The sequence below is a fragment of the Stutzerimonas stutzeri genome (assembly GCF_009789555.1).
Classification (GTDB): Bacteria; Pseudomonadota; Gammaproteobacteria; order Pseudomonadales; family Pseudomonadaceae; genus Stutzerimonas; species Stutzerimonas stutzeri_R.
Genome location: NZ_CP046902.1, coordinates 3,659,376 through 3,685,460 on the forward strand (window position 1 = coordinate 3,659,376; position 26,085 = coordinate 3,685,460).

Consider the following 26,085-nt stretch of genomic DNA (forward strand, 5'->3'; position numbering starts at 1 on the left):
GACTACCTCGATTCAGCCACAGCGCGCGCGAGCGCTATTCGACCCGCGCACGAACATGAATCGGCGCAAAGGGCTCGTTCTGCACCAGCTCGACCAAGGATTCCTTGATCAACTCCAGCACGGCCATGAAGGTTACCACCACGCCGAGCCGGCCTTCTTCCAGCGCGAACAGCGCAACGAACGGCACGAAAGCGCCACCCTTGAGCCGCTCAAGCACCTCGCTCATCCGTTCACGGGTCGACAGTGTTTCGCGCGTGACCTGATGGCTCTCGAACATATCGGCCCGGCGCAACACCTCGGCCATGGAAATCAGCAATTCCTCGAGGCTGACCTCGGGCAACAACTTGCGCGCCCGGGCGTCCGGCGCCTCAAGCCGCGGCACATGCAGTTCGCGGCCGACCCGCGGCAATTGATCGAGGTCCTCGGAGGCCGCCTTGAAGCGCTCATACTCCTGCAGGCGACGAATCAGCTCGGCACGCGGATCGAGCTCTTCTTCCTCCACTTCGGCCGAACGGGGTAGCAACATACGCGACTTGATCTCGGCCAGCATCGCGGCCATGACCAGATATTCGGCAGCCAGCTCCAATCGCACGGCCTTCATCAACTCGACATAGCCCATGTACTGACGCGTGATTTCGGCCACCGGAATATCGAGGATATCGATGTTCTGCTTGCGTATCAGGTACAGCAGCAGATCCAGCGGTCCCTCGAATGCCTCGAGGAAGACTTCAAGCGCATCGGGCGGGATATACAGATCCTGCGGCAGGTTGTTGAACGCCTCGCCGTAGACGAGTGCCAGCCGCAACTGCTCGCCGGGCGGATCGGTCGCCGCTGCGGCCTGGGGTTCTTGCATGCTTTCTCCACGGAACGAACGAATCGGGTAGCGGCGCCAGCTTAGCCCGCTTTGCCGGGTGGCCCTAGCGGTAGTTCAGGCCCATGGCCTGGCGTACGACCACCAGCGTTTCGCGAACCTCGTCGCGAGCCTGCTCAGCACCTTCGGCAAGAATGCTGCGCACCAGGTCCGGGCTTTGCTCGTAATCGAGCGCCCGCTCCTGGAGCGGCGCCAGTTCAAGCTTGATAGCGTCAATCAGTGGCGCCTTGCATTCCAGGCAGCCGATTCCAGCGCTGCGGCAGCCTTGCTCGGCCCACCGACAGACCTCGTCGGTCGAATGGGAAAGATGCATCTGCCAGACCGGGCAACGTGTCGGTTCTCCGACATCATGGCGATGCACCCGAGCCGGATCGGTGGGCATGCGCTTGATCTTGTCTTCGATCACCTCAGGTGTGTCGCGCAGGTAAATAGAATTGCTGGCCGACTTGGCCATCTTGCCGCCGTCCAGGCCCGACAGTTTCGGCGAATCGCTCAGCAGCGCCTGTGGCTCCGGCAGCAGCAGCCGGCCGCTGCCTTCCAGATACCCGAACAGGCGCTCCTGGTCACCGATAGTGATGGTCTGCTGATCCTTGAGCAATGCGCGAGCGGTATCCAGGGCTTCGAGATCGCCCTGTTCCTGGTATTGCTTTCGCAGACTGGCGTAGAGCTTGGAACTCTTCTTGCCGAGCTTGCGCACCGCCGCCTCGGCTTTCGCCTCGAAATCTTCTTCGCTGCCATAGAGGTGATTGAAACGCCGCGCTACGTCGCGCGCGAATTCGATGTGCGGCAACTGGTCGGCCCCCACGGGTACCACACCTGCGCGATAGGCCAGGATGTCGGCGGCCTGCAACAGCGGGTAGCCGAGAAAGCCGTAGGTGCCGAGTTCCTTTTGCTGCGCATCGAGCTGCAGTTCCTTGTACGAAGGTACCCGCTCCAGCCAGGCCAGGGGGCAGATCATCGACAACAACAGGTGCAACTCGGCGTGCTCGGGCACCTGGGACTGGATGAACAACGTCGCCGAGCTCGGGCTAACGCCCGCCGCCAGCCAATCGATCGCCATGTCCTGCACGTTACGGGCGATATCGGCACCGGCCGCATGATCGGTGGTCAACGCATGCCAGTCGACGATGCAGAAGAAGCACTGATATTCATGCTGCATCCTGACCCAGTTCTTCAGGACGCCATGATAATGGCCAAGGTGAAGGCGGCCGTTGGGTCGCATACCGGAGACCACACGTCGCTGCGAATCCATGGAGCTCAAAAGGGTTTCCTTCGTAGAGTTCGAAAAGGCGAATCGGATCAGGCGGTAAAGGGCGCGGGATCACCGCAACCCACCCGCACCACCTCCGGATCGCCGTCCACCAGACTGATGACCGTCGAAGCTTCGACGCCACCGTAACCGCCGTCAATGATCAGGTCTACCTGATGCTCCAGTGCATCGCGCATTTCGTAGGGATCGCTCATCGGTTCGGTGTCGCCGGGCAGGATCAGGCTGACGCTCATCAAGGGTTCGCCCAACTCGGCCAGCAGAGCTTGGGCGATCGGCTGCGCCGGGACCCGCAAGCCGATGGTGCGCCGCTTGGGATGCAACAGCATCCGCGGCACTTCCCGGGTGGCGCTCAGAATAATCGTGTAAGGTCCTGGCAGGTGCGTCTTGAGCAGGCGAAACGCCGCCGTATCCACTTTTGCGAACAGGCCGAGCTGGGACAGATCACGGCAGACCAGCGTGAAGTTGTGCTTGTCATCGAGCTGGCGCAGACGGCGGATACGCTCGATGCCCGCCTTGTTGCCCATCGAGCAGCCGATGGCGTAGGACGAGTCGGTGGGGTACACCACCACGCCGCCGCTGCGAATGATTTCAACGGCCTGCTTGATCAGCCTGGCCTGCGGATTTTCCGGGTGTATCTGAAAAAACTGACTCATGAAAACTCCCTGCTCAGCGGGCAACAGACTCGCATGGTTCATCTTCGAAATGCCTCCACAATGGCTGCAGATCGTCCGGCAAGGTCCGATACATGCCCAACTCAGACCAGTCGCCCGGCGCATGGAAATCGCTGCCGACACTGGCCATCAGGCCGAACTCACGGGCCAGGATCGACAGGCCACCTACCTGCTCCAGCGGCTGCATGCCATTGACCACCTCGAGTGCGTGACCGCCAGCGTGGGCAAACTCGATGACCAGGCGCCGCCGCTTGCTACGGGTGAATTCGTATTGCCAGGGATGCGCCAGGCTGATCCAGGCGCCGGCCTCGCGCAGGGTCGTCACCGTTTGCTCGAGGCTCGGCCAATGCTGCTTCACATCGCCGAGCTTGCCCGAGCCGAGCCACTTGCGGAACGCTTCAGCGCGGTCCCGGACATGACCGGCACGCACCAGGTATTCAGCAAAGTGAGGACGCGCCGGGGCATTGCCGCTGTCGCCCAGCTCCTGCTGCACCGCCCGTGCGCCTTCCAGCGAACCGGGCATCCCCTTCGCGTCCAGCCGCTGCGCGATCAGTTCGGCCCGACGCCAGCGCCCCTCATGCAAGGCTTCGATGGCCTTATTCAGCGCCTCTGCGTCCCGGCGAAACGCATAGCCGAGCACATGTACGGTCGCTCCGTTCCAGACACACGAAAGCTCGATGCCGTTGATCAGCCGGACGCCCAGCGAATCCGCCGTAGCGCGCGCGGCATCGAGCCCCTCGAGGGTGTCGTGATCGGTCAGCGAAAGCAGCTCGATACCGCGCGCATGTGCCCGCTGCACCAGCGCTGCAGGCGCAAGCACGCCGTCCGACGCGGTGCTGTGGCAATGCAGATCAACAATCATTCAGGACCTATTCTCCAAAGGCTTGGCGGCATACTGGTACAGACCGTCGCCGCGGGCGCTCGTGCCGTCGTGGAAACGTCGCCAAAGCTTGCGCGGCGTCCGGTAAATCGCCGGACGACAGCGTTTCGCCAAAAGCGCGGTTTGCTATTATGCCGGCCACATCCCGCTTCTGGCTCTGTTCGTGAAACAAATCGTCGACTTCATACCCCTGCTGCTGTTCTTTGCGGTCTACAAGCTCGAGCCCAGAAGCATCGAACTGGCGGATATAAGCATCACCTTCGGCGGCATTTTCAGTGCGACCGCCGTGCTCATCGCCAGCTCCATCGTCGTATGCGCCGGGCTGTTGATCCATCAGCGCCGGCTGCACAAGAGCCAATGGCTGACGCTGGCGGCCTGCATCCTGTTTGGCGGACTGACCCTGGCCATGCACAGCGAGGCCATCCTCAAATGGAAGGCACCCGTTGTGAACTGGCTGTTCGCACTGGCGTTCATCGGCAGCCATTTCATTGGCGGAAAACCGCTCATCCAGCGCATGATGGGCCACGCCGTACAGCTGCAACACGCGCAATGGACCCACCTGAACGTCGCCTGGATCCTGTTCTTCGTCGTCTGCGGTTTCGCCAACCTCTTCGTGGCCTTTGCCTATCCGTCCATCTGGGTCGACTTCAAAGTGTTTGGCAGCCTGGGCCTGACGCTACTCTTCATGGCTGGCCAGGCCCTCTACCTGATCCGCCACGTGCAACCTGAACCCGAACAATCATAGGAGTAAACATGCTCTACGCCATCATCGCTACCGACGTCCCCGATTCGCTGGACAATCGTCTGGCCGCACGCCCGGCTCACCTGGCACGTCTCGAGCAGTTGAAGAACGAAGGCCGCATGGTGCTGGCCGGCCCGCACCCCGCAGTCGACAGCAACGATCCCGGCGCTGCCGGTTTCACCGGAAGCCTGGTTGTCGCCGAGTTCGACTCGCTGCAAGCCGCCGAAGCCTGGGCCGCGGCTGATCCGTACAAGGCTGCTGGGGTCTACGGCAATGTCGTGGTCAAACCCTTCAAGCAAGTATTTCCCTGAATCGACCCGCGCAAGCCGCCAGGTCGTCGCCAGGCCGTGGATTTTTCCGCGGCCCGTTGAGGAAAAAGGAGTTCCGATGCGCCAAGGTTCGCTATCCCTGCTGCTCGTCCTGAATATCGCCATGCCTCTGGCGCATGCCGATGAAGACGCAGCCGCGCTGCCCGCCGAACGACAGGCTGAACTGCAACAGCGCCTGTCCGAAAACGAACGGCAGCGTGAACAAGTGGCCGACAATTCGGGCATATCCATTACCGCTGCCGAACGCGCACAGCTGGCACGGCTGCGCCAGGAGAATCATCGCCTGCGCACGCAGCTGCAGCAGAGCCTGCCAGAGGCCCGGCCGCAGTTGCTCAACGACCCGCAGCAATGGTTCGCCGTGGGCGGCGGCGTCGGTGTGCTGGGTTTCCTGCTTGGCGTACTGACCACGCGGGGGCGTCGCCGTCGGCAGTGGCTGAACTGAAGCGGATACGAGCGAAGCATGAGCGAATTGTTACTGATAGACGATGACATCGAACTCTGCGAGCTGCTGGTGAGCTGGCTGGCTCAGGAGGGGTTTGCCGCTCGCGCCTGCCACGACGGGCAGAGCGCGCGGGCAGCACTGGCCGAAGACCAACCGGCAGCGGTCGTACTCGATGTGATGCTGCCCGACGGCAGTGGCCTGGAGTTGCTCAAGCAACTGCGCAGCGAATACCCCGACCTGCCGGTGTTGATGCTCTCGGGCCGCGGCGAGCCGCTGGATCGCATTCTCGGCCTCGAGCTGGGCGCAGACGATTACCTGGCCAAACCCTGCGATCCCCGCGAACTCACCGCTCGGCTACGCGCCGTGCTGCGACGCAGCCAGCCAGCGAGCGCGCCGAGCCAACTGGAGCTGGGGGACCTTTGCTATAGCCCGGCGCGGGGCGTCGCCAATGTCGGCGACCATGAAGTGACCCTGACGCTGTCCGAGGGCCGCATCCTCGAAGCGTTGCTCAGCCAACCTGGCGAGCCTCTGGACAAGCAGGCACTGGCGCAACTGGCGCTCGGACGCAAGCTGACCTTGTACGACCGTAGCCTGGACATGCATGTCAGCAACCTGCGTCGCAAGCTCGGCCCGCACCCCGACGGCCGCCAGCGGATCGTCGCGCTACGTAGCCGAGGCTATCTCTACGCGTCCTGATCGGCTTTACCGAGCCTTTACCCTGCGCTGACCGCCCTTGACCTTGCGCGCCCTAGACTGGGCTCATCCGATCGAAACCAGAACCGCACAGGCGCTTCCCGGTGATCGGTTTCACACACAGGAGAGACCTCATGATGCGCAAGACACTTATTGCCATGCTTTTCGCTTCGACCCTCCCCGCCATTGCCATGGCGATGCCCGGAGAAGGCCATCGCCATCACGGCGGCAAGCACACCCCGTTCGAACAGCTTGACCTGACCAAGGAACAGAAACAGGACATGCGCAAGCTGATGGGCGAACAGATGAAAAATCATCGCGAGATCACCCAACGCTATCTCGACAAGCTGCCTGAGTCCGAGCGCAAGGCCATGCAGGACGAACTCAAATCCAGCAAGGAAACCACCCACAAGCAGATGCGCAACCTGCTCAAGCCCGAGCAGCAGAAGCGGTTCGACGAGATGCACGAGAAGATGCAAGCCAAACGTGCAGAACGTGCCGAGTTCGCGCAGTGGAAAGCCGAGCGCGAGCAGAAAAACTGACCCCGGCTGATACCAACCCGCCCGGCGAGCACCTCACGCGGTGCCCGCCGGGCTTTGCTGTGGAGAGATGACCGTTGCGATCCCTGTTCTGGCGAATCCTTGCAACCTTCTGGCTGGCAATCGCGCTGGTCGCCGGCCTCGCCATGCTGCTCGGCCACGCATTGAACCAGGACTCCTGGATCGTCAACCGGCACCCCGGGGTCAAGGACCTGGCGGAAGTCTGGACACGCGTCTACGAACGCCAGGGCCCGCTGCCCGCGCAATTCATGCTCGAACGGCACCGGCACCACTTCCATGTCGACGTGCAGGTATTGGCCGAGAACGGTCAGCCGGTCATCCGCGGAACCTTCCCAGCCCGTGCCGCCGCGTTCGAGGCGCGCCAGGAAAACCGCGCGGGGCGCCTGCCCTGGCGACGCTTGACCACCGATTACACCAGCCCGCTCAGCGGCGAAACCTACCTGTTCATTTACCGCATTCCCAACTCCGAACTCCAGGCCTGGCATCGTGGCAGCCTGTTCTGGCCGTTGAGCGCCATAGCCATCACGCTGGTGGTACTGACCGGTTTCAGCCTGTTGCTCACCCTGTCCATCACCCGCCCTCTCGATCGTCTTCGCGGCGCCGTGCATGACCTCGGACAGACCACCTATCAGCAGAACTCCCTCGCCCGCCTGGCCACGAGACGTGACGAGCTAGGCGTGCTGGCCAAGGATTTCAACCGCATGGGCGCGCGTCTGCAGAGCCTGATCGGCAGCCAGCGACAGCTGTTGCGCGACGTTTCGCACGAGCTGCGCTCGCCGCTTGCGCGCCTGCGGATTGCCCTGGCGCTCGCCGAACGCGCAACCCCGGCCGAACGTGAAGTCATCTGGCCGCGCCTGGCCAAGGAGTGCGATCGCCTGGAAGCGCTGATCAGCGAAATACTCGAGTTGGCGCGGCTGGACGCGGAGCCTGGCGCGGCGACCACCGTGAATCTGCCGTCGATATTCGACCAGTTGCAAGAGAATGCACGCATCGTGGCGCCTGCCCAGCGCATCGAAACCCGCATTGACGCCAGCATCGCACTTCAAGGCTGGCCGGACATGCTCGAACGGGCGCTGGACAACCTGTTGCGCAATGCACTGCGCTTCAATCCCGAGGGAGCGCCGATCGAACTGCGCGCCGCCGTGGACGGCGACGGGGTGCTGCTGACCATCCGCGATCATGGTCCCGGTGTGGACGAAGCCCATCTGGCGCAACTGAGCGAGCCGTTCTTCCGAGCGCCCGGACAGACCACCGCCGGTCACGGATTGGGGCTGGCGATCGCTCGCCGCGCCGCCGAACGGCATGGCGGTGAGCTGCTGCTGGGCAACCACCCGGACGGTGGATTCGTTGCCAGCCTGAAGCTTCCGCCCACGCCATCTGGAGCGAGCTTGCCGCGCCCGCATTGAGCCGTTACGCGTTGCGATCCCAGCGACTGACGAAGTAGCGCGGGTCCAGTTCAGGCGGCGTACGCAGACTGCCTTCCGGCGTGCCGAGATAAATGAAGCCGAGGACCTGCTCGTTCTCCGCCAGGCCCAGTTGTTGGGCGACATGCCGATCGTAGGCGAATTCACCGGTGCGCCAGACTGCCCCCAAGCCCTGCGCATGCGCCGCCAGCAACAGCCCGTGCACCGCGCAGGCGACCGCGAGCACTTGTTCGGATTCAGGTATTTTCGGATGAGGCAGAACCCGCGCGATGGCTACCACCACCAGCGGCGCCCGCAGCGGCATCTTGCGCGCCTTGCGTAACGCATCCTCGCCGGCCTCCGGCTGGCGCAAGCGAAGCGCCTCGACGAACAGCTCACCCAGACGTTCACGCGCGGTGTCCTCAACGGTCAGGAAGCGCCAGGGCCGGAGCTGGCCGTGATCCGGTGCGCGCAGCGCCGCGCGAAACAGCACGTCCAGCTGAACGGCTGTCGGAGCCGGCTCAGCCAGTCGGGTCACGGAAACGCGGTTCTGCAACAAGTCGAGAGCATCCATTATCACCTCCAAAACGAATCGGACATTCTAGAGGCTGTTGGCGTTTCACCGCGACCATGCCATAGCCCGCCAAGGCGAGTCGGCCACACTGCACGAGCGCCCGGAAGGCGCATCGGAGCGGTCGCCGCGAGCGAGCCGCTCGCCAGACCGAGGTGTGAGTCGATCACCGCCACCGCCAGCGTCAGGCAACTCGATCGGGGGACAGCTGCGGTTCCAGCGGAGGCGTCAGCGGAGGCGTCAGCGGAGGCAGACCGTGTGCCGCGCGTGCCGCGTCGCAATGGGCGTTGTGCTGACCATCGGCCCAGGACGCCTCGAACTCCCGGCAGGTGCTCGAGCGCTGCTCGTACATCGTGCAACGCACGCCACATCCCACGTCGCCCATCAGCCCGACGCAACGCGCCGGCTTGGATTCGGTACCCAGCATCGCGACGTGAAACGGGCTGACCTGCACGGTCGCGCTGTCAGGAACGGTACCGCCGGACGAGGCGCATTCACCCCAGAAGAAAGACACACGAAAATACGCGCAGCAGGCGCCGCACGTGAGGCAGGGATTGTCGATGGACATGGAAGGTGAACATCCAGAAACCGGGAAAGGGCCGGCGCCCGGGCCGCTATTCTATTCATCGCAACGAACTTGGGAAGAGCCCCGCGGGGCACATCCGAAAAGATTTTTCAGCGAATCGATAGCCGGTTTACTGCCGCCGTGACCCGAGTAGAATGGCGAGCCCCTTTTCGAGCCGAGCAGCGAACACAAATGGCCTTGCCGACCCTGCGTATCATCGGTTTCATCCTCGGCATTTTCCTGATCACGCTTGCGATCAGCATGGTCATCCCGATGATCACACTGTTTGCGTTCGATCGGACGGACGATCTCCAGGCCTTCCTGTGGGCCAGCCTGATTACCTTCAGTTGCGGCATCGCGCTGGTTGCGCCGGGGCGTCCGGAACTGGCGCAGATGCGTCCACGCGACATGTATTTCCTTACCACGGCCAGCTGGCTGGTGGTCTGCTGCTTCGCCGCGCTGCCAATGATGCTGATTCACCACATCAGCTATACCGATGCGTTCTTCGAGACGATGTCAGGCATCACCACCACCGGCTCTACCGTACTGTCCGGGCTGGACTCCGCTTCGCCCGGCCTGTTGATGTGGCGATCCATGTTGCAATGGCTCGGCGGCATCGGCTTCATCGGCATGGCGGTCGCCATTTTGCCGCTGCTGCGAATCGGTGGCATGAGGCTGTTCCAGACCGAATCGTCCGACTGGTCGCAGAAGGCCATGCCTCGCTCGCATGTCATGGCCAAGTGGATCCTGATCGTCTATCTCGCGCTGACGCTGCTTTGCGGTATCGCCTATTGGCTCAGTGGCATGACACCGTTCGAGGCGATCAACCATGCGATGACGACCATCGCCACTGGCGGCTATTCCACCTCCGACAGCTCCATGGCGAAATTCACCCCGGCGGCTCACTGGACCGCCGTGTTCTTCATGCTACTGGGCGGTCTGCCGTTCATCCTGATGGTTTCGACCATCCGCGGTAACCGCTACGCGCTGCTTCACGATCAGCAGGTGCAAGGGTTCGTCGGCATGCTGGTGATCATATGCCTGGCATTCGCGACCTGGCTGACGTTCCACTCGGACTACGTGTTTCTCGACGCGCTTCGCATCGTGTCGCTGAACGTGGTCTCGGTGGTGACGACCACCGGCTATGCGTTGGGCGATTACACACTCTGGGGCGAATTCGCGGTGCTGGCGTTCTTCTATCTGACCTTCATCGGAGGGTGCTCCGGATCGACATCCGGTGGTCTGAAGATATTCAGGTTCCAGGTGGCCTATTCCCTGTTGCGCGCCAACCTGGCGCAGCTCGTACACCCTCGCGCCGTGATCAAGCAGCAATACAACCGGCACACCCTCGACGAGGAAATCGTCCGGTCGATCCTGACCTTCTCGTTCTTCTTCACCATTACCATTGGCGCGCTGGCGCTCGCACTCGCCCTGCTGGGCCTGGATATGCTGACGGCGCTCACCGCAGCAGCCACCGCGGTCTGCAACGTTGGGCCCGGATTGGGCCCCGTCATTGGTCCGGCGGGCAACTTTTCGACCCTACCGGACGCCGCCAAGTGGCTGCTGTCGTTCGGCATGCTGCTCGGCCGCCTGGAAATCATTACCGTGCTGGTGATGCTGACACCGTCGTTCTGGCGACATTGACCCGCCTTACGTCTCGCCGATGTCTTCATTCCACAGCTCGGGGCTGTTGGCAATGAAATCGCGCATCATCTGGACACAGCCAGCGTCCTGCAGGACCTCTACCTCGACGCCGCGGCCACGCAACAGCAGCTCCTCGCCCATGAAGGTCTGATTCTCGCCGATGACGACTTTGGGGATGCCATAGAGCAGGATGGCCCCGCTGCACATCGGGCAGGGCGACAGCGTTGTATAGAGGACCGATTCGGCATACACGCTGGCCGGCTGCCGCCCGGCATTCTCGAAAGCGTCCATCTCGCCATGCAACACAGCGCTGCCCTGCTGGACCCGCCGATTATGTCCCCGGCCGATGATCTGCCCCCGATGAACAATCACCGAGCCGATCGGAATGCCACCCTCAGCCAGTCCTTTCCTCGCTTCGTCGACTGCCGCCTGCATGAATGCATCCATCTGCTGTGCCCTCTGATGTCATGACATGGTGTGCCTGGCGCGCCGCACCAGACGCTGCAATACGCCGCGATCAGGCTGCGTCGGCCTTGCCCTTGAACAATCGTCCACCCAGCGTGACCGCCGCGAAAACCAGCCCCCCGACGAGGATGCCGAAGGCCGCATCGAGCACCGTCGGCAGCAATCCTGCCAACACCGAGCCGACATAGGGCAACGCCACGGTGTTCTGGGCGCTGTCCTCGATGAAGTGGTGAATCGCCTGGATGCCGTGGGTGAGGATGCCACCGCCGACCATGAACATGGCCGCCGTACCGATCACCGACAACGATTTCATCAACCAGGGCGCTACTGTCAGTATGCCCCGCCCGATCGCCTGCACGGCGCCACTGGCGCTTTTGCTGAGGGCCAGACCGGCATCGTCCAGTTTCACGATACCGGCCACCAGTCCATACACCCCGACCGTCATGATGACGGCGATGCCGGCGAGCACCGCGACCTGCTCGGTGAAGCTCGCGGCGGCTACGGTGCCCAGTGTAATGGCGATGATTTCCGCCGAGAGGATGAAGTCGGTACGCACCGCGCCGCTGATCTTGCCGCGCTCGAAGGCAACCATGTCGACGCTCGGATCCGCCAGCGCTTTCAACTGCTGCGCATGGTGGTCATCGTCACGATGGAAAAAGCGGTGCGCAAGCTTCTCGAACCCCTCGAAACACAAAAACGCACCGCCCAGCATCAATAAAGGCGTGATCGCCCAGGGAATGAACGCACTGATCAACAGCGCCGCCGGCACCAGGATCAGCTTGTTTCGCATCGATCCCTTGGCTACGGCCCATACGACGGGCAGCTCCCGGTCGGCTTTGACGCCAGTAACCTGCTGGGCATTGAGTGCGAGGTCATCGCCCAGTACACCCGCGGTTTTTTTTGCGGCGACCTTGGTCATGACGGACACATCATCCAGAACCGTCGCAATATCGTCGATCAGGGCAAGCAGGCTACTGGCCAAAGCTGGGCATCCTTTGCTGATGAATCACGGAAGCGACGAAGCTAGACCGCCGCTTTTGAACAGTCGAACATTAAGGCCCTCGCGCCGCCGCACAAGTTCCGGCTTGCGTAAACGCAGCACCGCCGGGTTCTTGCGCAAACCCATGGCCAGATGGCCTCGGCGAATCTAGACTGCGACGACACAATAACAGGAGGTGCAACATGAGCACGCAAACCGCCGAACGCTTTACCCGCTTTGCCGACTTCTATCCGTTCTACCTCGCCGAGCACAGCAACCGCACCTGTCGCCGGCTGCATTACGCAGGCAGCCTTCTGGTACTGGCCATACTGGGCTATGCGCTGATCAGCCAGCAGTGGCTATGGCTGCTCGCGATGCCACTGGCCGGGTACGGGTTCGCCTGGGTCGGGCACTTCATTTTCGAGAAAAACCGACCGGCGACGTTCCAGTATCCGCTGTACAGCTTTCTCGGCGACTGGGTCATGCTCAAGGACATGCTGACCGGCAAAATCCGCTTCTGAACGGTGCGACCGAGGTCATTCGCGGTCGATATCCGCTGCCCGTCACAGCGCTGATTGGTGATTTGGCGCAACCGCAGCGACTTGGTTATGATCGCGGTCAGCGTCGCTCGATGCGCCGTCGCTTACACTGGCGCATCCTAGACCGCCGGACCTTCCAGGGATAGTTAACCATCATGCCAACCGTGACCCGCGAACGGCGTAACGGCCTCGCGACTCGCCCAATGCGCGAGTATTACGCCCGGGTTCTTGCTTACCTGACCTCCGCTGCCACGCTCGCCGCCGGCGTCTATACCCAGCAATTCGCACTCGATCTGTTGTGGATGGTGCCTTACACGCTCCTTTACCCGCATTTCGCCTATCACCTGAGCTATCGCTTCAAGCGCCAATATCCGGAACAGACCTCCCAGACCCTGCTCTGCCTCGACGCCCTCAATGCCGGTGCCGGAATCGTGCTGCTCGGCGGCCCGCTGGTGCCCAGCCTGATGTTCCTGCTCACGCTGGGGTTCAGCGCGCTGGTCATTGGCAGCCTGCGCCATTTGCTGATGACGCTGCTGATGGTGGCTATCGGTATCGGACTGACCAGCCTGCTGGTGCCACTGCGCTTCGACGGCGCGACGCCGGCGTTGGTGTCTACGGTCAGCATTCTGTTCACCACGCTGTATGTCTGCATCACCGCCTACTACGTGCACCAACAGGGAATACGACTGGCCCAGGCGCGCCAGGAAGTCGAAGCCCAGCAGGCGAAGGCTGCGCGACTGGCCCGCAATCTGGCCAAGTACCTCTCGCCGCAGGTCTGGGAATCGATTTTCTCCGGCAAACGCAGCGTACGATTGGAAACCCAGCGCAAGAAGCTCACGGTGTTCTTTTCGGACATCAAGGGCTTCACCGAACTCGCCGAAGAGCTTGAAGCCGAGGCCCTGACCGATCTGCTCAACAACTACCTGAACGAGATGTCGAAAATCACCCTCAAGTACGGCGGCACCATCGACAAGTTCGTTGGTGACTGTGTGATGGTGTTTTTCGGCGACCCCGCCAGCCAAGGCGCCAAAAAGGATGCGGTGGCCGCGGTTTCGATGGCCATCGCGATGCGCAAGCATATGAAAGTGCTGCGCCAGCAATGGCGCGCGCAGGGCATTACGAAGCCGATGGAAATCCGCATGGGGATCAACACCGGTTACTGCACGGTGGGCAATTTCGGCGCCGATACCCGCATGGACTACACCATCATCGGTCGCGAAGTGAACCTGGCCAGTCGATTGGAAAGCTCTGCCGAAGCCGGGGAAATCCTGATCTCCCACGAGACCTATTCCTTGGTCAAGGACGTCATCATGTGCCGCGACAACGGCCAGATCAGCGTCAAGGGCTTCTCGCGTCCCGTACAGATCTATCAGGTCGTGGATTTCCGTCGCGACCTGGGCGCGGCCAACAGCTTCGTCGAGCATGAGTTGCCGGGCTTTTCGATGTACCTTGACACCAACGGCGTACAGAACTTCGACAAGGAACGTGTGATCCAGGCGCTCAACCAGGCCGCCGACAAGCTGCGCGACAAGGTCATCATGTAGCCATCGCCAGGCCACGGCGCAGCACCGCAACGCCGTGCCGACCATCAGGATGTAGCCGAGGTTACCGATGCCGCCGATCCTTTCCCTGCGCCACTATGGTCATGAACAGATCGTCCACAGCCATTCGCATACCCAGTTGGTGTTCGGCCTGAATGGCCAACTGGACTTCGAGATCGACGGTCGCGGCAGCCGGATTCAACAGCAATTGCTGGCGGTGGTGCCAAGCGATGTCCGCCACGCCTGCGGCAGCGCTCGGGGAAGCCAATGCCTGGTGCTCGATATTCCAGACGGACGTTGGCTTCAGCAACGGCTCGGACACCACGGCGAGTCCGGGCGAAGGCTATTGGAAGAGCCAGCGGCGTTGCGCCTTACCCCCGCGCAAAATCAGTTGGTCAGCTGGTTGGCGGCCAGTGCGATCAATGATCCGGTCATCAGCGAACAAGGCGCCGTCCTCCTGCTGGCCAGCCTCGCCAGCGGTTGCGAGCCTGTCACACGCCGCGGTCAGCTGCCACTTGCTGCGCTCTATGCCCATGTCGACCGCCATTTGGCCCATCCGCTCGAGGTCAAGGATCTTGCGCGGCTGGCCGGGCTGTCGGTTCCTCGCTTTCATGCACGCTTCGTCAGCGAAACGGGCCTGACGCCGCTGGAATTCGTCCGACTGCGCCGCCTGCAGCAAGGGCGCGCGTTGCTGACCTGCACGCAATTGGCTGTCGGCGAGATTGCGGCGCGGGTCGGGTATGCTTCACAAAGCGCATTCACCGCCGCCCTGCGCCGCCAATTCGGTACTACGCCGAGGGGCCTGCGACGCGAGTCGCTCGACGATTCCCGATAGGGGCGCGACAGACGCGCCACGCGACAAGCCTTACCCTCTCGACGCATACCGATTCTTACAGCGCCAGATTGCGAGGTCCCATGAGCAGTACCCGCTTCCCACACCCTCCCGACGGAAATCCGTGCCACGCAGCGGGCGAGCGACCATGACCCACCGCAATGCCTTGCTGGCGATCCACTTCGGCGCACTGATGTTCGGTCTTTCAGGCGTATTCGGCAAACTGGCCGAAAGCGCACCACTGCTCATTACCTTCGGCCGCGCATTGTTCGCCGTCATCGCCCTGTCGCTGGCCGCGCAGATGTTGCGCAGCAGCGGGCACTGGCCGAGCTGGCGTCAGCGCGCAGGCCTGCTGCTCGGCGGCGTATTGCTGGGTACGCACTGGCTCACCTTCTTCATGGCGGTGAAGATCGCCGGCGTGGGTATCGCGACCCTGGGCTTCGCCAGCTTTCCAGCCTTCACGGTCTTGCTCGAAGGTCTGCTGTTTCGCGAACGCACCCGCCCGGTGGAGTTCGCCATGGTGGGACTGGTATGCGCGGGCCTGCTGTTGGTCACACCGCATTTCGATCTGGCCAACGAAACCACCATCGGCCTGCTCTACGGCATTCTTTCGGGACTGACATTCGCGTTGCTTTCACTGCTCAATCGGGCCGTTACTCGTGGCGTCGACCCGGTACAGGCCGCGCTCTGGCAGAACGGCATCATCCTGCTCTGCCTGCTACCGTTTACCTGGGCCTCGCTGCCTCAGATCCCGCCGCTGGACTGGCTATGGCTGGCACTGCTCGGGGTGTTCTGCACGGGCGTGGCCCACAGTTTGTTCGTGGCGAGCCTCAAGGTGCTGAAGGCGCGGACGACCGCGGTAATCTTCGCCCTCGAGCCGGTCTATGGCATCGCCTTCGCCTGGTGGTTGTTCAGCGAGCAGCCAACAGTTCGCATGCTGGCGGGTGGCGCACTGATCATCCTCGCCACGGTGATCACCAGCCGACTGAAAGCGCCGCCCGTGCCGACTGCACGCCCTCGCGAAGCACCAGGTTCACTCAACTGAGGGCGCCGCCCGGCCAGCGGGCGACGCGTATCGCTCCATGAAAACGAGCACGCCGATCACGGCCTCGAGACGTCGCGTCAGGGTGCCCGGAGCGCACTGTGGGTCAACTCGCCGTCCACCAGGCGGTTGATTCCCAGCGGGTTGGCGTTCTTGAGGGCGTCCGGCAACAATGCGTCAGGGAAGTTCTGATAGCACACCGGCCGCAGGAAGCGATCGATCGCCAGCGTTCCCACGGACGTCCCTCGCGGATCGGACGTCGCCGGGTACGGTCCGCCATGAACCATCGCGTCGCATACTTCCACCCCGGTCGGATAGCCGTTGAGCAACAACCGCCCGGCCTTTTGCTCCAGCACCGCGACGAGATCGCCAAACTCGTTCAGATCCGCCGGGTCCGCGATCAGGGTTGCGGTGAGCTGGCCGCGCAAGCCGTTCAGCGCACGCAACAGTTCCGCCTTGTCGGCGACCTCGATCACGACGGTGGTTGGCCCGAAGACTTCCTCTTGCAGCAGCTCGTCCCCATCGATGAGCAATTTTGCATCGGCCTTGAACAACTGCGGCCGCGCCTGGTTGCCGTCCTGCGGTGCGCCCGCCAGACGGTCGATCCCGGTATGCGCCTGGAGATGCCCGACGCCTTGGGCATAGCTGGCCAGCGTGCCCGCATTGAGCATCGTCTGTGCTGGCTGCTCGGACATGAAGCCCGCGAGCCGCTCGAGAAACGACGTAAACGCAGGCGAGCGCATGCCGATCACCATGCCCGGATTGGTGCAGAACTGACCACAGCCCATCACCACCGAAGCGGTCAGCTCGTTGGCGATGGCATCGCCACGGGCTTTCAGCGCCTCAGGCAGTACCAGCACCGGATTGATGCTGGACATCTCCGCGAACACAGGGATGGGTTGTGGGCGCGCGGCCGCCATATCGCACAATGCGCGACCGCCGCGCAGGGAGCCTGTGAAGCCGACCGCCTGGATTGCCGGGTGCTTGACCAGCCACTCGCCGACGCCCCCGCCGTAGATCATGTTGAATACCCCCTTGGGCATGCCGGTTTTCTCGGCGGCGCGAACAATCGCATCGGCGACCCGTTCGGCAGTGGCCATGTGACCGCTGTGTGCCTTGAACACAACCGGGCAGCCGGCGGCCAATGCCGAGGCGGTGTCGCCGCCAGCTGTAGAGAATGCCAAGGGGAAATTGCTGGCACCGAACACCGCGACCGGGCCAAGCCCCATGCGGCACTGGCGCAGGTCGGGACGCGGCAGCGGCTTGCGCTCAGGCAGCGCATGATCGATGCGGGCCGCATAGAAGTCGCCGCGACGCAGCACCTTGGCGAACAGCCGCATTTGTCCACTGGTTCGAGCACGCTCGCCCTGGATTCGCCCGGAGGGCAGTGCTGTTTCCTGGCAAACCAGAGCGATGAAGTCATCGCCCAGCATGTCCAGCTCGTCGGCGATCGCCTCGAGGAATTGCGCACGTTTATCGGCGGGCAGCGCGCGGTAGCGGGGATAGGCAGCAGCGGCGGCCTCGGCCGCCGCACTCACTTCGTCTTCGGTGGCCTGAACGAACTCGAACGGCAGCGCTTGGCCGCTGGTGGCGTCGTGACTCTGAAGCTTGCAAGTGCCTGCGGCACTGCGAGCGCCGGCTATGTAGTTGTGGCCGACTATGACGGACATGACATTACTCCTCTACCCGTTTGGTTCAGGGGGACTGCGCATCGCGTGCGGTGATGATCGGTGACGGAAGACCGCCCTGCGCAAATGCCATGCGCACGGTCTGCTTGCTCAGATGGTAGGCGAGATTCCCCAGCCTGTGTCACCTGTTGCGCTCCGCAGACAGCCCAGCCAGAACGACGCAGCGCGGCATGGCTCGCTTACCGATCGTTATGGCCCAGCTCACGCTGCGGGTCGAACTGATCGCGCACGCGCTGCTTCAACGTCTTGGCTTCAGGAAAGCCGCCGTCCCGCTTGCGTTCCCAGATTTGCACACCGTCGCAGCTGATATGGAATGTACCGCCGGTAGCGGGCACCAACGAGACCTTCCCAAGGTCGTCGCCAAAGGTGGACAGGAGTTCCTGCGCCAGCCAGGCCGCGCGCAGCAACCACTGGCATTGGGTGCAGTAGGTGATGACGATCTCCGGCTTGGAATCGGGCATGACAGAGCACTCTCAGGCTGACGGGGGCTTATAATAGCCGCCATTTCGCAGTCCTTGCGCCCGGTGTTGCCATGTTCCGTTTAGTCTTCCTGCTGATCCTCCTGACCCCACTGACAGGATTCGCCAATGCCCAGCCCACCACCGGCCTGGTGCTTTCTGGCGGGGCCGCACGGGGGTTGGCGCATATCGGTGTGCTGAAGGCACTGGAAGAGCACGGCGTGCGTATCGACGCGGTTGCCGGCACCAGCATGGGCGCGGTCATCGGTGGGCTCTACGCAGCAGGCTATAGCGTCGATGAGCTGGAAAAGCTGGCGCTGAGTCTCGATTGGCAGCAAGTATTGTCGGACGACCCACCGCGGCAGGATGTTCCCTTTCGACGCAAGCAGGACGACCGGGATTTTCTCGTCAAACGCAAGCTCAGTTTCCGCGACGACGGCAGCCTCGGATTGCCCCTGGGCGTCATCCAGGGACAGAACCTGGCTCTGCTGCTCGAGCGACTCCTGGTCCATACCAGCGACACACGCGACTTCGACAGATTGCCGATTCCCTTTCGTGCGGTGGCGACCGATATTGCCAACGATCAGAAGGTGATCTTCCGCAGCGGCCATCTGCCCCAGGCGATTCGCGCCAGCATGTCGATTCCTGCGGTGTTCGCGCCGGTTGAGATCGATGGCCGACTTCTCGTCGATGGCGGCATGGTCGACAACATTCCCATGGACGTCGCGCGCGACATGGGGGTGGAGCGGCTGATCGTCGTGGACATCGGCACGCCTTTACAGCCACGTGAGCAATTGCTGACGGTGGTCGATGTGCTCAATCAGTCAATTACCATGATGACTCGGCGCAATTCCGAAGCCCAACTGGCGACGCTGCGCCAGGAAGACCTGCTGGTGCAGCCAATGCTGGCGGGGTTCGGTTCGACCGATTTCGGCCGCGCGCAGGCGCTCATCGAAGCCGGCTATCGCGCCGCTAACGCCCTCGATGGCCGCCTGTCCGCCATGCGCAGCGAGAGCGGTGGCAACCTCGCCTTGAGTCTCGCCCGCTCAGCCGAACCCCGGACGCCGCTGATCACTGCGGTGCGCATCGAGAACGATTCGAAAGTGGGCGACGCGGTTATCCGCCGCCACATCCGTCAGGAAGTGGGCGAACCCCTCGACCTGCAGGGCCTGCAGAAAGACATGGGCACCCTCTACGGATTGGACTACTTCGAACAGGTCGAGTATCGCGTCGCGCATGGCAGCCCCGGCAATACGTTGATCATCACGACCCGCGAAAAGCGCTCCGGCACCGACTACCTGCGCCTGGGCATCAACCTGTCGGACGACTTCGGTGGCGACAGCGCGTTCAACATCGGCGCCAGCTATCGCAAGAATGGCATCAACGAGCTGGGTGCGGAATGGCTGACGCGCCTGCAACTGGGTGATCGCCAGGAGTTGTTCAGCGAGTTCTACCAACCCCTGGATGCCGGTTCGCGGTGGTTCGTGGCACCCAATCTGTTCGCCGAAACACAGAACGTCGAGGCGATCCTGGACAACGACCCGATCGCCGAGTACCGCCTTCAGCGCTACGGCTACGGCCTGAACCTGGGGCGACAGATCGCCAACAACGGCGAGATTCGCTTCGGCGTGGGCCAGGCCTGGGGTGAGGCGGACGTTCGCGTCGGCGACCAGCAGCTACCGGATTTCACGTTCGAGGAAGGCTATTACCAACTGCAGTACTCGTTCGACACAGTAGACAACGTCGACTTTCCTCGCGAAGGCGAGGATATCGGCCTGACCTTGCGCCAGTTCGAGCCCAGCCTTGGCTCCGATCAACGCTACCGGCAATGGCAGTTCAACCTGGACAAGGCCGTGAGTTTCGGATTGGATACGCTGGTCTTCGGAGGGCGCTACGGGCGCACCCTGGACGACGCAGAGGTCGTCACATCGAGCTTTCTGCTCGGCGGTGCGCGGCAGTTATCCGGTTTCCGCCAGGATGCCTTGTCTGGACAAAACATCAGCCTGGCACGCCTGATCTATTTTAGGCGGATGACCCCGCGTTCGTTCCTGCCGCTGGATTTCCCGCTCTATCTCGGCGCATCGCTTGAGCGCGGGCGCGCCTGGAACAATGACAACGAGTTCGACAGCGGCTACATCAATGCCGGCAGTATCTTCGTTGGCTACGAAACGCCACTGGGTCCGCTCAACTTCAGTTATGGCTTGAACGACGAGTCCGAACGTGCGCTGTACATGAACCTTGGACGCAGCTTCTAGCCGGTTCAGCCCGCGCCGCCCGCCAGGTCGACGCGACTAGCGCTTTACCAGATTGGCCAGTATTCGCTCATGCACTTGCTGGCACTTGCGCAGGTCTTCCTCGTCGATACCATCGAAAAGTTCCTCCCGGACCTGGGTCGAGATCGCTTCGATCTTCTGGATCAACGGGCGCGCCGGAGCGCCAAGGGTGATGAGCTTGGCCCGGCGGTCCCCCGGCGCTGGCTGCCGGTGGACCAAGCCCTGCGTCTCCAGGCCATCGAGTAACCTCGCCAGCGTCGGCCCCTCGACCGCCACACTTTGCGCGAGCTCGCGTTGCGTGGGATCGTGGTCGAACCGGGCCAGATGCAGCAAGACCAGCCACCGGGCCTGCGACAAACCGAGATCTGCCAGCCGCCGATCCAGTTCGGCGCGCCAGCCGCGCGACAGTTGCGCCAATTGCATGGCGAAGCGGTGTTGGTCGGGGTACATGGAGCGGCGATCCTGCAAAACTAATTATTAGCGAGCTAACCACAGCTCCAAATTGCTGGCAAGGCTACCATCGGCCCAACAACGTAACCGTGGATTGCAATCGCCGCGCTAGATCGCGCGACCGCCCAGCACAGTGGCAATACGCCGCGTGCCGGGCGTGCCACGCTAGAGCTCGAATTCAGCCTGTAGTGAGGCTCGCACACAGAACAGCACCGCCTCGGGCACCCGTCCGGCAAACAGCTCGGCAATCGCCGCAACCGACGGTAGCTCGCCCTCGCCATCCAGAAACGCTTCCTGGATCTCGCCCAGCAATGGCTCCGGTAGGTCCAGGGCCTGCTCCAGACTGAGCTGTTGCTGGCCGATCGCGTCGGCCAGCATGGCGTAGACGTTCTTTTCGCTGCAGTCGAGTTGACGGGCGATCTGAGCGGGCGTCATACCGGCCCGCGCCAGGGTAATGAGTTCATGGCGGATGTCTGCTGGCGACCTAGCCGGACTCGCCGTACCTTGCAGCACTTGCAGGAACGCTTGCCCGTAGCGTTCCAGCTTGCGCGCGCCCACGCCACTGATACGCGCCATGTCGTCAAGGGAGCCGGGCTGGCTGCGGAGCATTTCCAGCAAGGTCGCATCCGGGAAAATGACATAGGGTGGTACGCCGTGCTCTTCGGCCAGTTTACGCCGCAAGGCCCGCAACGCTTCCCAGGTTTCGCGCTCCTCGCTGCGTACCAGTTGGCTCGCCGCACTGACTGCAGACTTCGGCGCCTTGGTCGCCAATTCACGGCGCAGTTCGAGCGTCACCTCGCCGCGCAGCAATGCCCGACAGCTGTCGCTGAGCCGCAGCCCACCGAAGCCTTCCAGGTCGACGTCGGCCAGCCCGCGCGCCACCAACTGACGAAACAGCGAGCGCCACTCGCCTTCGGACAGCGCCTTGCCAACGCCGTACACCGAGAGCTGCTGATGGCCAAGGCTGCGAATCTTGTCATTGTCACGGCCCAACAGAATATCGACCAGATGCCCGACACCGTAGCGCTGCCCGCTGCGGTAGACAGCTGACAGGGCTTGGCGCGCCGGCTCGGTGGCATTCCAGGTCTGGACCCCGTCGACGCAGTTGTCGCAATGCCCGCACGGCTCCGGCATCTGCTCATCGAAATAGGCCAGCAGGACCTGACGACGGCAGCGGGTTTCCTCGCACAGCGAGAGCATGGCGTCGAGCTTGTGTTGCTCGATGCGCTTGTGCCGCTCGTCACCTTCGGAATTGTTCAGCATCTGCTTGAGGAAGATGACGTCCTGCAACCCGTACGCCATCCAGGCATCGGCCGGCAAGCCGTCACGCCCCGCCCTGCCGGTTTCCTGGTAGTACGCCTCCAGCGATTTGGGCAGATCGAGATGGGCGACGAAACGCACGTTGGGCTTGTCGATACCCATGCCGAACGCGATGGTTGCGACCATGATCAGCCCTTCCTCGTTGAGGAAGCGCTTCTGATGGAAGGCCCGCAACTCGTTCGGTAATCCGGCGTGGTAGGGCAATGCGGGAAAGCCCTGCTCGGTAAGGAAAGCGGCGATGTCATCGACCTTCTTGCGCGACATGCAGTAGATGATGCCCGCATCGCCCCGGCGCTCGGCCAGGAAGGCCATCAACTGCTTGCGCGGCTGCTCCTTGGGCACGATGCGGTAGAAGATGTTCGGCCTGTCGAAGCTGGAGAGGAACCGTTCGGCGTTTTCCAGATGCAGCCGCTGAACGATTTCTTCGCGCGTGCGCTTGTCAGCCGTGGCCGTCAGCGCGATCCGAGGGACGCTGGGGAAAAACTCTGCAAGCTGCCCGAGCTGAAGATACTCAGGGCGGAAATCATGCCCCCACTGCGAGACGCAATGCGCCTCGTCGATGGCGAACAGGCTGATCTGCAGGCGCTGCAGAAAAGCCAGCATACGCGGCTGGACCAGCCGTTCGGGCGCCAGATAAAGCATTTTGATTTCGTTGCGCCGCAGGCGATCGGCAATGTCGCGCTGCTGGTCGGCCGTGAGCGTGGAATTGAGCGCAGCCGCGGCTACGCCCAGCTCCTCGAGCGTGGCCACCTGATCGTCCATCAGGGCGATCAGCGGCGATACCACCACGGCCAAGCCCTCACGAAGCAACGCCGGAACCTGATAGCAGAGCGATTTACCGCCCCCGGTCGGCATCAGTACCAGCGCGTCTTCGCCGCTGGCCACGCGTTCGATGATCGCACCCTGATTGCCCCGAAACGCGTCGTAGCCGAAAACGTCTTTTAGAATGCGCTGTGCCTGATCGAGCATGCCGGTCTCCGAAACAAGACGCGCGAGTATACGCGACACGGGCGCAGGGTTCAGGCCGAACACCCGGATGACGCGATGGCCGGACGGCGACCGCCATCGCTGCGGAACTCCGCGCGGTTTTTCCTATCTGTCGAAGACGAAGGGGCTGAATCGCTGCCCCGGCCGCCGTGGCGTGATGGCGCGGTAGCCGGAGACCCCCAGCTCGTCTAGAATCACCGCTGTCTTCTATCCAAGGTAGTCATCGATGTCATTCGCCGAGCAACTCGCCCGCCTGCAAGTGTTTCTTGATGCAGATGATCTGCATGAAGAGGCGCTGGATTACATCGCCGCACACGGCTACCTCACCGCGCTGTGCATCTGCTCGGAGCAAGTGCCCGAGCGTGAGTGGATCGATGCGCTGTTCGCCGAGCCGCCAAAATACGCCGACGACACCGAACGCGAGGCCATCGAGGCGACCCTGGTCCAACTCAAGGCGCATATCGCCCGCCAACTGGCCAGCGACGAAGACATGGAGCTGCCCTGCGATCTCGAACTGGGCGACGAGCCGGACGAGTCCGACCTGCGCGGTTGGTGCATCGGCTTCATGGAAGGTGTGTTCATGCGCGAGTCCGTCTGGTTCGAGGACTCCGAGGAAGAAGTCAGCGAGCTGCTCCTGCCGATCATGGTCGGTTCCGGTCTGTTCGATGAACAACCTGAATTCAGCGACATTGCCGATGACCGCGATCTGGTCGAAGAAATGGTCGCGCAAATTCCGGAGATTCTCACCGCGCTGTACCTGATCTGCCATGCCCCGGAAGAGAAGCCGGCGCTTCTCAAACCGCGTAAACACTGACCGGACCTCCTCTTGGCGCACCGCGATATCCCGACGTATCGCAACCCGGTAGTGCGCTATGTGCTGCTGGGAATCGGCTGGCTCAGCGTTGCGCTCGGTATCATCGGCATCTTCCTGCCGATCCTACCGACCACGCCCTTTCTGCTCCTGGCCGCAGCCTGCTTCGTCCGCAGTTCTCAGCGCTTTTATGACTGGCTGGTGATGCACCCAAGGCTTGGTCCCTTGCTCCGGGACTATCTGGAGGGGCATGGGGTCCCGCTGAAAGCCAAGATCTACTCGATCTCGACGATGTGGCTCAGTATTGGCGTGTCCTGCTGGATCGTCCCGCTGCCCTGGGCGCGCGCCGGCATGCTGATCAGCGCAACACTGGTCACGCTGTACATCCTTCGTTTGCCTACGCTGCCACCGCGCTGAGGCGCCGCCTGCCAGCCTACCGGTGCCGACCATCCGTGTGGTTGCGGCGGAAGACGTCCTCCCCCATCGCGGCTATCTGAGCATCGATCATCGCCTCGAACGGTCTCAGCAGCGCATCGAACCGACCGGCGCCCTCCAGCGTATTCAGCGCGACCACGATCGCTTCCAATGTCGACAGTGCACCGGGCATCGGAGCCTTGCGCAGCCTATAACGAGAGACCAACCCTTCGGGCAGCGCTACGCGGGGCAGACTGGCCAGGCGCGGATTGAGGTACAACAATCGGCGGGCTTTGCGCCAGGTGCCGTCCGGAACGATCAGCCGCGACGGCCTGCCCCGCTCTGCCACCTCGACGAGCGGCACGGCTTGCTCGCCCGGAAACAACAAGTAGTTATCAAGGCCGTCGTCGGCCGGCAGGTCCTCGAACACTTCGCCAATCCGCAACTGAGCATTTACCAGGCCCAACGCAGCCAGCCGCGCCGTGTTCAACGCATGCCCGGCTTCACTTGGGTGCTGGAGCACGAGCACGGCGGTGTCGCTGGCGAGCGAAGGGATCGCAGCGCAGAGACAGTGGCTCAACGGGCGCTGGCAGCGCGGGCATTGCGGACGGGACATGGCTCCTCCTGGGCGGAGGGAAGTCTGCCACAAACGGCAGAAAGGTGACGGTGAACTAAGCTAGTCGCGGTCACCGAAACCGACGAGGGTCAATCGATGCTCACCCTGCACCATCTGGACAATTCCCGCTCGCATCGCGTGCTCTGGCTGCTGGAAGAACTGCAGTTGCCCTATGAGATCAGGCGCTACGCCCGTGACCCGCGAACCCTACTGGCACCGACGGAGCTGAAGCAGGTGCATCCGCTCGGTAAATCCCCCGTCATCACCGATGACGAGCTGACGCTCGCCGAATCCGCCGCCATTCTCGAATACCTGGTCGAGCGCTATGGCCAGGGCCGGTTGGCGCCAGCCTCCGGCTCGCCGGAATACCGCCGTTTTCGCTACTGGATGCACTACGCGGAAGGCTCGGCGATGCCGCCGCTGCTGCTCAGGCTGGTGTTCGATCGTGTATCCGGCGGACCGATGCCGTTTTTCGTTCGTCCTCTGGCCAGGGCAATCGCCAAAGGCGCCAACAACGCCTTTATCGGCCCACAGCTAAAGCTCCATCTGGATTATATGGAGAGCGAACTGGGGAAAACTCGCTGGTTCGCCGGCGAGACGTTCAGCGCTGCGGATATCCAGATGAGTTATCCACTGGAAGCGGCTCAGTCCCGCGCCGGCCTGGATAACAGCCGCCCGAAGCTGAGCGCTTTTCTAGAACGGATACGTGACCGCCCCGCTTATCAGCGAGCCATAGAACGGGGTGGTCCGGTAATGCCCGGGCACTGAAGGATCAGCCCCGGCTCTCCATGGAATCAGCGTCTTGACGTCGCCGAATCCCCTCGCTGTGCACGAACCGGAATAGGCTGCAGGCGAGGCGGTTCGATAAAGCCAAGCGCCACGGCCATGTTCCAGCACACACTGCTAAGCCACGCTTTCATGATGAACCCTCCTGCTTGTAACGGGTCTTGGTGGAGCCATGGGCTTCGTAATCAGCATAACGCAAGAACCCAGCCGCCGCCTGCGACAAATGTTGCCGATTATGCAGCC

Annotated in this window: 29 protein-coding genes; 15 read left to right on the forward strand and 14 right to left on the reverse strand. The window is 62.6% G+C overall.

What is annotated here, in order from left to right:
• Nucleotides 1-34 precede the first annotated feature (34 nt).
• The 4 genes from GQA94_RS16765 to GQA94_RS16780 form a co-directional block, all read right to left on the reverse strand.
• Nucleotides 35-853, reverse strand: a complete 819-nt coding sequence (locus GQA94_RS16765; RefSeq protein ID WP_158189076.1) for a segregation and condensation protein A — start codon at nucleotides 851-853, stop codon at nucleotides 35-37.
• 64 nt (nucleotides 854-917) lie between these two features.
• Nucleotides 918-2,093, reverse strand: coding sequence for a tryptophan--tRNA ligase (locus GQA94_RS16770; RefSeq protein WP_233270268.1), 1,176 nt, complete (start codon nucleotides 2,091-2,093; stop codon nucleotides 918-920).
• A gap of 77 nt (nucleotides 2,094-2,170) precedes the next feature.
• Nucleotides 2,171-2,794 carry an L-threonylcarbamoyladenylate synthase gene (locus GQA94_RS16775; protein ID WP_158189077.1) on the reverse strand — a complete coding sequence of 208 codons (624 nt, stop codon included), beginning with the start codon at nucleotides 2,792-2,794 and terminating at the stop codon, nucleotides 2,171-2,173.
• A gap of 13 nt (nucleotides 2,795-2,807) precedes the next feature.
• Nucleotides 2,808-3,674 (reverse strand): PHP domain-containing protein, encoded by an 867-nt coding sequence (locus GQA94_RS16780; RefSeq protein WP_158189078.1) that lies wholly within the window; start codon nucleotides 3,672-3,674, stop codon nucleotides 2,808-2,810.
• Between the two features lie 181 nt (nucleotides 3,675-3,855).
• Here GQA94_RS16780 and ispZ point away from each other — a divergent pair, with 181 nt between their 5' ends.
• The 6 genes from ispZ to GQA94_RS16810 all read left to right on the forward strand — a co-directional run bounded on the left by ispZ (nucleotide 3,856) and on the right by GQA94_RS16810 (nucleotide 7,864).
• Entirely contained in the window at nucleotides 3,856-4,437 is a 582-nt protein-coding gene (gene ispZ, locus GQA94_RS16785) for a septation protein IspZ (protein ID WP_158189079.1), read from the forward strand.
• Nucleotides 4,438-4,445: 8 nt separating this feature from the next.
• Nucleotides 4,446-4,745 (forward strand): YciI family protein, encoded by a 300-nt coding sequence (locus GQA94_RS16790; protein ID WP_158189080.1) that lies wholly within the window; start codon nucleotides 4,446-4,448, stop codon nucleotides 4,743-4,745.
• A gap of 76 nt (nucleotides 4,746-4,821) precedes the next feature.
• Nucleotides 4,822-5,205 carry a hypothetical protein gene (locus GQA94_RS16795; protein ID WP_158189081.1) on the forward strand — a complete coding sequence of 128 codons (384 nt, stop codon included), beginning with the start codon at nucleotides 4,822-4,824 and terminating at the stop codon, nucleotides 5,203-5,205.
• 18 nt (nucleotides 5,206-5,223) lie between these two features.
• Nucleotides 5,224-5,901 (forward strand): response regulator transcription factor, encoded by a 678-nt coding sequence (locus tag GQA94_RS16800; protein ID WP_158189082.1) that lies wholly within the window; start codon nucleotides 5,224-5,226, stop codon nucleotides 5,899-5,901.
• 134 nt (nucleotides 5,902-6,035) lie between these two features.
• Nucleotides 6,036-6,440: a Spy/CpxP family protein refolding chaperone gene (locus GQA94_RS16805; RefSeq protein WP_158190145.1), complete on the forward strand. Its 405-nt coding sequence runs from the start codon at nucleotides 6,036-6,038 to the stop codon at nucleotides 6,438-6,440.
• Nucleotides 6,441-6,514: 74 nt separating this feature from the next.
• Complete coding sequence (locus GQA94_RS16810) at nucleotides 6,515-7,864, forward strand: sensor histidine kinase (RefSeq protein WP_158189083.1); 1,350 nt, start codon at nucleotides 6,515-6,517, stop codon at nucleotides 7,862-7,864.
• A 4-nt stretch (nucleotides 7,865-7,868) separates the two neighbouring features.
• Here GQA94_RS16810 and GQA94_RS16815 read toward each other — a convergent pair whose 3' ends face one another.
• Both GQA94_RS16815 and GQA94_RS16820 read right to left on the reverse strand, forming a co-directional pair.
• Complete coding sequence (locus GQA94_RS16815; protein WP_158189084.1) at nucleotides 7,869-8,435, reverse strand: nitroreductase family protein; 567 nt, start codon at nucleotides 8,433-8,435, stop codon at nucleotides 7,869-7,871.
• A gap of 181 nt (nucleotides 8,436-8,616) precedes the next feature.
• Nucleotides 8,617-9,000, reverse strand: a complete 384-nt coding sequence (locus GQA94_RS16820) for a YkgJ family cysteine cluster protein (protein ID WP_158189085.1) — start codon at nucleotides 8,998-9,000, stop codon at nucleotides 8,617-8,619.
• 189 nt (nucleotides 9,001-9,189) lie between these two features.
• On the opposite strand from GQA94_RS16820, the gene GQA94_RS16825 reads away from it, so the two are divergent.
• A complete protein-coding gene (locus tag GQA94_RS16825; RefSeq protein ID WP_158189086.1) occupies nucleotides 9,190-10,641 on the forward strand; it encodes a TrkH family potassium uptake protein in 1,452 nt (483 codons plus the stop codon).
• Nucleotides 10,642-10,647: 6 nt separating this feature from the next.
• Here GQA94_RS16825 and GQA94_RS16830 read toward each other — a convergent pair whose 3' ends face one another.
• Nucleotides 10,648-11,088 carry a nucleoside deaminase gene (locus tag GQA94_RS16830; protein ID WP_158189087.1) on the reverse strand — a complete coding sequence of 147 codons (441 nt, stop codon included), beginning with the start codon at nucleotides 11,086-11,088 and terminating at the stop codon, nucleotides 10,648-10,650.
• A 70-nt stretch (nucleotides 11,089-11,158) separates the two neighbouring features.
• Nucleotides 11,159-12,088: a DUF808 domain-containing protein gene (locus tag GQA94_RS16835; RefSeq protein WP_158189088.1), complete on the reverse strand. Its 930-nt coding sequence runs from the start codon at nucleotides 12,086-12,088 to the stop codon at nucleotides 11,159-11,161.
• A gap of 200 nt (nucleotides 12,089-12,288) precedes the next feature.
• Between GQA94_RS16835 and GQA94_RS16840 the strand changes: the two genes are divergently transcribed.
• The 4 genes from GQA94_RS16840 (at nucleotide 12,289) to GQA94_RS16855 (ending at nucleotide 16,042) form a co-directional block, all read left to right on the forward strand.
• Nucleotides 12,289-12,606: an Mpo1-like protein gene (locus GQA94_RS16840; protein WP_158189089.1), complete on the forward strand. Its 318-nt coding sequence runs from the start codon at nucleotides 12,289-12,291 to the stop codon at nucleotides 12,604-12,606.
• A gap of 173 nt (nucleotides 12,607-12,779) precedes the next feature.
• Nucleotides 12,780-14,168, forward strand: coding sequence for an adenylate/guanylate cyclase domain-containing protein (locus GQA94_RS16845; RefSeq protein ID WP_158189090.1), 1,389 nt, complete (start codon nucleotides 12,780-12,782; stop codon nucleotides 14,166-14,168).
• Nucleotides 14,169-14,235: 67 nt separating this feature from the next.
• Entirely contained in the window at nucleotides 14,236-15,000 is a 765-nt protein-coding gene (locus GQA94_RS16850; protein WP_158189091.1) for a helix-turn-helix domain-containing protein, read from the forward strand.
• Nucleotides 15,001-15,145: 145 nt separating this feature from the next.
• Nucleotides 15,146-16,042 carry a DMT family transporter gene (locus tag GQA94_RS16855; RefSeq protein ID WP_158189092.1) on the forward strand — a complete coding sequence of 299 codons (897 nt, stop codon included), beginning with the start codon at nucleotides 15,146-15,148 and terminating at the stop codon, nucleotides 16,040-16,042.
• A 77-nt stretch (nucleotides 16,043-16,119) separates the two neighbouring features.
• On the opposite strand, the gene GQA94_RS16860 is transcribed toward GQA94_RS16855, so the two are convergent.
• The gene (locus tag GQA94_RS16860) at nucleotides 16,120-17,709 is read right to left on the reverse strand and encodes an aldehyde dehydrogenase (NADP(+)) (RefSeq protein ID WP_158189093.1); all 1,590 of its coding nucleotides are present in this window, start codon (nucleotides 17,707-17,709) and stop codon (nucleotides 16,120-16,122) included.
• Between the two features lie 197 nt (nucleotides 17,710-17,906).
• Nucleotides 17,907-18,188 (reverse strand): SelT/SelW/SelH family protein, encoded by a 282-nt coding sequence (locus tag GQA94_RS16865; protein ID WP_158189094.1) that lies wholly within the window; start codon nucleotides 18,186-18,188, stop codon nucleotides 17,907-17,909.
• A gap of 71 nt (nucleotides 18,189-18,259) precedes the next feature.
• On the opposite strand from GQA94_RS16865, the gene GQA94_RS16870 reads away from it, so the two are divergent.
• Nucleotides 18,260-20,440 (forward strand): patatin-like phospholipase family protein, encoded by a 2,181-nt coding sequence (locus GQA94_RS16870; RefSeq protein WP_158189095.1) that lies wholly within the window; start codon nucleotides 18,260-18,262, stop codon nucleotides 20,438-20,440.
• 36 nt (nucleotides 20,441-20,476) lie between these two features.
• Here GQA94_RS16870 and GQA94_RS16875 read toward each other — a convergent pair whose 3' ends face one another.
• Nucleotides 20,477-20,908 carry a MarR family transcriptional regulator gene (locus GQA94_RS16875; RefSeq protein WP_158189096.1) on the reverse strand — a complete coding sequence of 144 codons (432 nt, stop codon included), beginning with the start codon at nucleotides 20,906-20,908 and terminating at the stop codon, nucleotides 20,477-20,479.
• A 165-nt stretch (nucleotides 20,909-21,073) separates the two neighbouring features.
• Entirely contained in the window at nucleotides 21,074-23,197 is a 2,124-nt protein-coding gene (gene recQ, locus GQA94_RS16880) for a DNA helicase RecQ (RefSeq protein ID WP_158189097.1), read from the reverse strand.
• 244 nt (nucleotides 23,198-23,441) lie between these two features.
• On the opposite strand from recQ, the gene GQA94_RS16885 reads away from it, so the two are divergent.
• Both GQA94_RS16885 and GQA94_RS16890 read left to right on the forward strand, forming a co-directional pair.
• Nucleotides 23,442-24,029, forward strand: coding sequence for a YecA family protein (locus tag GQA94_RS16885; RefSeq protein WP_158189098.1), 588 nt, complete (start codon nucleotides 23,442-23,444; stop codon nucleotides 24,027-24,029).
• Between the two features lie 12 nt (nucleotides 24,030-24,041).
• Nucleotides 24,042-24,443: a YbaN family protein gene (locus GQA94_RS16890; RefSeq protein WP_158189099.1), complete on the forward strand. Its 402-nt coding sequence runs from the start codon at nucleotides 24,042-24,044 to the stop codon at nucleotides 24,441-24,443.
• Between the two features lie 16 nt (nucleotides 24,444-24,459).
• Here GQA94_RS16890 and GQA94_RS16895 read toward each other — a convergent pair whose 3' ends face one another.
• Entirely contained in the window at nucleotides 24,460-25,056 is a 597-nt protein-coding gene (locus tag GQA94_RS16895; RefSeq protein WP_158189100.1) for a tRNA-uridine aminocarboxypropyltransferase, read from the reverse strand.
• Between the two features lie 96 nt (nucleotides 25,057-25,152).
• Between GQA94_RS16895 and GQA94_RS16900 the strand changes: the two genes are divergently transcribed.
• Complete coding sequence (locus tag GQA94_RS16900) at nucleotides 25,153-25,824, forward strand: glutathione S-transferase family protein (RefSeq protein WP_158189101.1); 672 nt, start codon at nucleotides 25,153-25,155, stop codon at nucleotides 25,822-25,824.
• A 26-nt stretch (nucleotides 25,825-25,850) separates the two neighbouring features.
• Here GQA94_RS16900 and GQA94_RS23600 read toward each other — a convergent pair whose 3' ends face one another.
• Complete coding sequence (locus GQA94_RS23600) at nucleotides 25,851-25,976, reverse strand: PA1414 family protein (RefSeq protein ID WP_336508000.1); 126 nt, start codon at nucleotides 25,974-25,976, stop codon at nucleotides 25,851-25,853.
• Nucleotides 25,977-26,085: the final 109 nt, after the last annotated feature.